Source organism: Corallococcus sp. AB032C (genome assembly GCF_003668935.1).
Lineage (GTDB): Bacteria > Myxococcota > Myxococcia > Myxococcales > Myxococcaceae > Corallococcus > Corallococcus exiguus.
The window spans coordinates 40,144-46,867 of record NZ_RAWP01000082.1; the positions used below are offsets into that span (position 1 = coordinate 40,144).

Here is a 6,724-nt window from a genome sequence, read left to right on the forward strand (position 1 = left end):
GCTGTCACTCCAGCAGTTCGGCCAGGTTCGCGGAGCGCAGCACGGCCTGGAGCTCCGCGTCCTGTTTCTCCTCCATCAAGTACTCGTTCAGGAGCAGGAAGAGCGGGGAGGCGAGGCCCCGGATCTCCGCGCTGAGCTGCGCCACCGCCTGGGACACACCCTGGGCGCAGTCGGGCGAGCGCTGCCGTTCCGCCTCGCGGTAACCCATGGCCTCGAAGGCCCCGTTTCATCATGGGCGGTCGTTGAGCCGGCCCGAGCCTGCCGTCTCACGACCGCGAACACCACTCGTATCCGGCGCCGACGGCTTTCGTCCCCGCCTGCGCCGCCGCTTCTTCGAGGCAGCACCCTGAGGCTGTCCACCCAACGCCCGCAGCACCTGCGCGCGGACGCCGCCCTCCAATCGCAGTTGTTGCATGAGCGCCTGCACCTGCTTCGCGCCCTGCGGGTTCCGCAATCCCTCGCCCAGCCGCTCCACGATGTCGATGCGCAGCGCCACCGGTCCGATGACCTCGTAGCCGAAGGCCCGCGCGCTCCGGCCGGCCAGCGACGAGACATTCAGCGCCGGCTCCTGGGGAATGCCCTGCGGACACGGCGCCTGCTGGAACAGCGCCGTCAACATGGCCCGCCGCTCCAGCGCCTGGGGCGACAGGGCCTGGGTGACATAGAGGAACCGCTGGCCCTCGTGGACGCCCTGCGTCTTCAGCCGCTCCCGCGACTCCTCGTCCAGGAGCCGCCACTGCTCGCGCGCCTCGCCCTGGGAGATGACACCCAGCCCTTCCGCCAGCCGGTAGGCCACGCCCCGCATCGCCGGTGCGCGACCCTCGCCCGTGAAGGACTCCGCGGGAAAGCCTCCCATGGCCTCCGTGACCAGGTCCCTCGCCAGCGCCACCAGCCGGCGCTCCAATCGCTGACGCGCGCCTCCTGTCCACACCTCCGGCTCCGCCAACGCCAGCTGCGGCGAGCGCCGGTCGCGCCCCCGCACCAGCCGGGCCAACGGCTGCGCCTCGAAGGAGATTCGCCCCGTCGCGTCCACCTCAAAGGCGTCGTGCGTCGCGTCCACCACGCGCTGGACGAACTGCTCCTCCGTCATCAACGCGCCTTCCGCGCCCGGCACCTCCGTCAACAGGAGCCCCAGCTTCGCGAATGGATTGTCCGAGGCACCGGCCTGCAACTGCGCGCTGGCCCTCACGAAGCGGCGCGCGCTCCTCCTCGCGGCCCGCTGCACGAAGCGCTCCACCAGCCGCTCGTGCAGGGCGTCTCCCAGCGCGTCCTCGATGAGACGCGTGCGCTCCTGCCAGTCCTCCGCGTCGTTCAGCCAACCCGGACGATGGCTGATGTACGTCCAGATGCGGATGGCCGCGAGCCGGTCCATCAGCGTGTGGATGTCCCCGGAGGCATCGTCCAGCGGCGACACCTGCCGGCCCAGCCACGTCGGATCCAGCTTCCCGTCCCCGGCCGTCAGCTGGAGGAACGTCTCGCGAAGCAGCGCGACGTGCTGCCCGAAGAGCCCCTTGCGAAAATCCGGGATCTGGCAGACCTGCCACAGCAGCTCCACGGAGGCCTTGTCGGTGGTGAGCTCGCGGATGGCCGGCACCCCGGACAAGCCCTTGAGCGCGTCGAAGTCGTCCGCGCGCTCCACCCGGACGAAGGCGCTGTCGCGCGGCGCTCGCGACAATGAATCCAGCAGCGCTTCCGGGCTTGCGAAGTCGAGCGAGGAATTGCGCCAGACAAGGCTGCGCACTGCTGGGAAGCGGTGGGTTTCGATGGCGGAGACGATGCGCGGCGGCAGCTCCGGCAGCGTGTTCAGCGCGCCGAAGCTCCCGTCGTTGAGGTGGCGCCCCGCGCGACCGGCGATCTGCGCCAGCTCGTCCGGATACAGGTCGCGCTGTTCGGCGCCGTCGTACTTGGAGAGCGTCGCGAAGGCCACGTGGTTGAGGTCCAGGTTCAACCCCATGCCAATGGCATCCGTGGCCACGAGATACTGGACCTCGCCGGATTGATACATGGCCACCTGCGCGTTGCGCGTACGCGGTGACAGCGCGCCCAGCACCACCGCCACCCCGCCCCGCAGACGACGCAGCGCTTCGGCCAGCTCATAGACGCGGTCCGCGGAGAACGCGACCACCGCCGAGCGCGGCGGCAGGCTCTTCAGCGAGCGGCGCCCGGCATAGCGCAGCTGCGACAGGCGCATGGCGCGCTTCGTGGTCGCATGGGGAATCAGCGCCTGCACCATGGGCCGCATGGTGTCCGCGCCCAGGAACCAGGTCTCCTTGCGGCCGCGCGCGTGCAGCAGTCGATCCGTGAAGACGTGCCCACGCTCCCGGTGCGCGGCGAGCTGGATTTCATCCACCGCGAGGAAGTCCACCTCCCGGTCGGTCGGCATCGCCTCCACGGTGCAGATCCAATAGTCGGGCCGGGGCGGGACGCGCTTCTCCTCGCCCGTCATCAGCGCGACCCGGCCCTCGCCCACCTTCGCGGTCACCCGGTCGTAGACCTCACGGGCAAGCAGGCGAAGCGGCAACCCGATGATGCCGGAGTCGTGCTCGAGCATCCGTTCGATGGCGCGAAAGGTCTTCCCGGTGTTCGTGGGCCCCAGCTCCGCCACGACGACGGACGGCCGGCTGGATGGGCTCGAGCTCATTGGCGAAGACTAACCCCGAACCCCCTCCTCCGCCCTGGAGGCCGCAAGGGATGTTCGCGGACAACGTCCCTGCCCGCGCCCTGCGTGGAAGCAGGCGTCAGCGAAAGGCCCTTGCCAGATACAACGGGCCCCGGGGCGGGACGGACAGGCGCGGCGCTCCCGGCACGCGGGGGCAGATGGGATGGACGGCGCCGCCCGGGCCCCCCAGCTTCCGGACACGCAGCCGCCCGGGGGCAATGCCATGGCCGACACGCATTCGCAGCCGTCCGAGACCGACCCGGGGGAGCTGGGGGTCCGCATCACGCTGCTCAACGCCGCGCTGGCGACCAAGGTCGTCTGCGTGCGGCGCTACACGCGCCACGCCCTGCTGGCGGGAGGCGCGTGTCACGAGGCGATGAAGGCCGCTTTCGGCCTGCACGCTCGCGATGAACAGGACCACGCGCTCAGGCTCGTCGAGCGCATCCAACAGCTGGGCGGCCGGCCGGATTTCAACCTTGGAGGGCTTATGTCCAGCGGTGACACCCAGGACAACGAAGGGCGCACGCTGGTGGAGCTGCTGCGCGAGAACCTGGAGGCGGAGCGCGTCGCCATCGCGTCGTACCGCGACCTCATCCCCTACTTCGCGGAACGCGATCCCACCACGCGGCGGCTGCTGGAGGAGCTCCTCGACGAAGAGGAGGCCCACGCCAACGCCCTGCACGCGCTGCTGAAGCCTTGAGACCCCGGCCCGGTGGGTTCCTCGGGCGGGTCCCGAACGGACCCGCCGGGCCGAGGATCCTCAGGCGCCCGGTGCCACCTGCACGTCGCGGTAGCGCACCATCCGCTTCAGCGACGGATCCCACAGGTTCAGCCGCAGGCACCCCACGATGTCCTTCAGCGTGAGCGTGGTGACGTGCGGCCCCTGGAGCTCCGGGATGGACGCCATCGCCTCCGGCAGCCGGTAGAACGGGATGCGCGGGTTGAGGTGGTGGACGTGGTGGTAGCCGATGTTGCCCGTGAACCACTCCATCACCGGCCCGAAGCGCATGTAGCTGCTGGCCTCCAGCGCCGCGTCCGCGTGGCTCCACGACGCCTCCGGCAGGATGGCCACGTCGTCGAAGTTGTGCTGCGCGTAGAACAGGTACGTGCCCAGCGCGTACGCGGCGAACAGCGGCCCCAGGAAGGCCGTGAGATAGACGCCCAGGCCAAAGCCATGCCAGACGGCCGCGGACAGGGCCACGTGCACGCCCAGCGCCAGCCCGGACGTCCAGTAGCGCTTCGGGTTCTTCACGAACGGCTGGAGGCACAGGCTGTAGAGGAACGCGGTGAAGTAGCCGAACAGCTGCGTCACCGGGTGGCGCTCCACCACGTAGCCCAGGCGCTGTGCGCCGGTGGCCTTGCGCCATTGATCCGTGGTCCAGGTGGCGAAGGTGCCCGCCGAGTCCGCCGCGATGCGGGCGGTGTTGGCGTGGTGATGGTTGTGCGTCTCATTCCAGATGCGCGCCGGGGTGAGCGTGAGCAGCCCCTGCACCTGGAAGAGCGCCTTGGCCCACCGGGACTTCGGCAGGAGCGCCCCGTGCATCGCGTCGTGGAAGAGGATGAAGCAGCGGATGAGCACCAGCGCTTCAATGAGGCCGCCCACGATGCGCAGGGGCCACCAGGGCGCGGCCACCGCCAGCACCACCGCGCCCACGAGCGCGGCGTAGGTGGAGCCGAGCGCCCAGAGGGAGCGCGCGGTGTCCTGGGCCGCGTAGGGACGCGTGCGGGCAATGAGGTCCTTGCTCGATGGCGACGCGGTTCGTTCCATGGGGACAGGGCTCCGGCGGTGCCCGCCCGGCGACACACCGGGACGGATGACCGCGAGCGTTGTCCCATCCCCATGTCACGGCCGGGTCAGCGCTTCTTACGCCAGGCGCGAAGCTCCGCCTTCTTCTGCTTGCCCACCTCGTCCAGCCGGGCCTGCCAGGTTTCACGGTAGGGGCGCAGGGCCTCCGCCACGGCGCGGGCCACCACCAGGTTGCGGTACCACTTGGCGTCCGAGGGCACCAGGTGCCAGGGCGCCTGCTCGGTGGACGTGAGGGCGAAGACATCCTCGTAGGCGCGCGTGTAGTCCGCCCAGTGCTTGCGGTCCTCCCAGTCGCCCGCGGCGATCTTCCACGCCTTGCGCGGCTCCTCCTCGCGCGCCAGCAGCCGCTGCTCCTGCTCCTCCTGGCTGATGTGGAGGAAGAACTTGAGGATGAGGGTGCCGTGCTCCCAGAGGAGGGTCTCGAAGTCGCGGATGTGCTGGTAGCGCGACTTCCAGAGCGCCTTGGGCACCAGGTTGTTCACCCGCGCCACGAGCACGTCCTCGTAGTGGGAGCGGTTGAAGATGGAGAACTCGCCCAGGCGCGGGGTCTTGCAGTGCACGCGCCAGAGGAAGTCGTGCTCCCGCTCCTCCGTGCTGGGCACACCAAAGGAGGTGACGCTCACCCCGCGCGGATTGAGGCTGCCCACCACGTGCTTGATGGTGCCGTCCTTGCCGGCGGTGTCGCGCCCCTGCAGGACGATGAGGACGGAGTTCATCTTCGCGCCCCACAGCAGGTCCTGGAGATCGAACAGCTCCTCGCCCAGCACGTCGAACTCCGCCTTGGCCACCTCCTTGTCCGTCTTCTTCGGCGGTCCCGTGGGGGTGCGCTCCAGCTTCACCTTCGCGCCCTGCTTGTCGTTGCGGATGATGTCCATGGTCCCCTTCGCTCCTGGTGTGGGCGCAAGCGTGCCCTGAGCGCAGGCGGATTCACACCGTTCCGAGCCAGGACGGCGGCAGAACGTCCGAGTCGAACCTTTCAAGGACCCTCCGGCACAGGCTGTGGCGGCTGGACAGCGTGCCGACTCCCTCTTGGGCCGACAGGCTGTCCAGTTTCCAGATCCTGGTTCTTGAATCCAGACAAGACGCCCCGCCAGGTGCTCCGCGAGCCCCCCGAATCCAGTCACACTCCAGCAATGCGGCTGTTTCACTGCTTGCGATTGCCTCCGCGACAAGCGGCAAAACCAGGCTCAAGAGCTGCCCTGGCGGTCCAAACAAGTCTCCAGAAATCAATCCCTCACAAATCCGCATCTCGCCCGTTCAGCTTTCGTCCCCCCTGTCGCCAGCCCGACCCGCCACATCACGAGAGCCAGATGTTCCGAACCTCCATGCTCCTGCCGACCCGCCTTCGTTTGTTGTCCACCCTGGCCCTGCTGCCCTCCCTGGCCAGCGCCGCCTCGACCACCGCCCCTGCTTTCGACCTGGAGCGGCTGAGCCTCAACCCCACGTCGCGCGCCGCGCTCGGCACGGCGGCGGGCAGCCTGCGCGAGCCCGGTGAGCTGCGCCTGGCCCTGGCGGCGCACTACGAGCGCTCTCCGCTCACGCTCTACCGCGATGGAGAGCGGATGGACTCGCTCGTCGGGTCGCGCACGCAAGTGCAACTGGCGGGCACCTATACGGTGAGCAAGCGGTTCGAGGTGGGCGCCATCCTCCCCCTCATGGCCCACCAGGGCACGCGCGGGTTCTCCAACGTGGGCATGACGTCCCCCTCGTCGTGGGGCCTGGGGACGCCGGTGTTGCAGGGCCGGCTGGGGCTCCTGGATGAGGCGTCCGCGCCGGTGTCGCTGGCGGCGGAGCTGGCGGTGGGCCTGCCCGTGGGCAACAAGGACGCGCTCCAGGGCAGCGGCGGCTGGGACGTGACGCCGCGCGTGTCCGCGGGCCGCACGGTGGGTCCGGTGGTGCTGGGCCTGGAGGCGGGCGTCCGGCTGCGCAACCGCACGGCGGTGGGTTCGAACTCGGTCGGCTCGGAGCTGCCCTGGGCGGCCACCGTGGCCACCACGGGCCACAAGCTGCGCGGTGAGCTGGGCCTGCGCTCCGCGGTCCCCCTGACGGACAGCCCCATGCCCATGGAGCTGCTGGCAGGAGGCCGCTATGCGCTGGGCTCCCGGATGGAGGTGTTCGCGCTGGGCGGCCCCGGCCTGGGCACCGCGCCGGGCACGCCCGCCTTCCGCGTGATGGCCGGCCTGTCGGTGTCCGCGCTCCAGGCAGTCCAGCCGGTGATGCGTCCCCGCATCGCGGAAGCCCTTCCCCCCACGCCCGCC

At 70.0% G+C, this 6,724-nt stretch carries 5 protein-coding genes and 1 pseudogene; 2 read left to right on the forward strand and 4 right to left on the reverse strand.

Annotation, left to right across the window (positions count from 1 at the left end; translation table 11 throughout):
• Positions 1-4: 4 nt before the first annotated feature.
• On the reverse strand, positions 5-208 hold the full coding sequence (locus D7X99_RS29655) for a hypothetical protein (RefSeq protein ID WP_121780717.1): 204 nt from the start codon (positions 206-208) through the stop codon (positions 5-7).
• 21 nt (positions 209-229) lie between these two features.
• A complete protein-coding gene (locus tag D7X99_RS29660; RefSeq protein WP_121780718.1) occupies positions 230-2,641 on the reverse strand; it encodes a helicase-related protein in 2,412 nt (803 codons plus the stop codon).
• 241 nt (positions 2,642-2,882) lie between these two features.
• Here D7X99_RS29660 and D7X99_RS29665 point away from each other — a divergent pair, with 241 nt between their 5' ends.
• Positions 2,883-3,359 (forward strand): bacterioferritin, encoded by a 477-nt coding sequence (locus D7X99_RS29665; protein WP_158627091.1) that lies wholly within the window; start codon positions 2,883-2,885, stop codon positions 3,357-3,359.
• 60 nt (positions 3,360-3,419) lie between these two features.
• Here the strand turns inward: D7X99_RS29665 and D7X99_RS29670 are convergent, their stop codons facing one another.
• A complete protein-coding gene (locus D7X99_RS29670; RefSeq protein ID WP_121780720.1) occupies positions 3,420-4,427 on the reverse strand; it encodes a fatty acid desaturase in 1,008 nt (335 codons plus the stop codon).
• An 86-nt stretch (positions 4,428-4,513) separates the two neighbouring features.
• Positions 4,514-5,341 carry a PPK2 family polyphosphate kinase gene (locus D7X99_RS29675; RefSeq protein ID WP_121780721.1) on the reverse strand — a complete coding sequence of 276 codons (828 nt, stop codon included), beginning with the start codon at positions 5,339-5,341 and terminating at the stop codon, positions 4,514-4,516.
• 435 nt (positions 5,342-5,776) lie between these two features.
• Here D7X99_RS29675 and D7X99_RS29680 point away from each other — a divergent pair.
• Positions 5,777-6,724: pseudogene (locus tag D7X99_RS29680) on the forward strand (OmpA family protein); the annotation flags it as partial.

Bases quoted from the DNA above. Each gene is read 5' to 3' on its own strand.
- D7X99_RS29665 (WP_158627091.1), top strand. From the start codon at position 2,883: ATGGCCGACACGCATTCGCAGCCGTCCGAGACCGACCCGGGGGAGCTG.
- D7X99_RS29670 (WP_121780720.1), bottom strand. From the start codon at position 4,427: ATGGAACGAACCGCGTCGCCATCGAGCAAGGACCTCATTGCCCGCACG.
- D7X99_RS29675 (WP_121780721.1), bottom strand. From the start codon at position 5,341: ATGGACATCATCCGCAACGACAAGCAGGGCGCGAAGGTGAAGCTGGAG.
- D7X99_RS29660 (WP_121780718.1), bottom strand. From the start codon at position 2,641: ATGAGCTCGAGCCCATCCAGCCGGCCGTCCGTCGTCGTGGCGGAGCTG.
- D7X99_RS29655 (WP_121780717.1), bottom strand. From the start codon at position 208: ATGGGTTACCGCGAGGCGGAACGGCAGCGCTCGCCCGACTGCGCCCAG.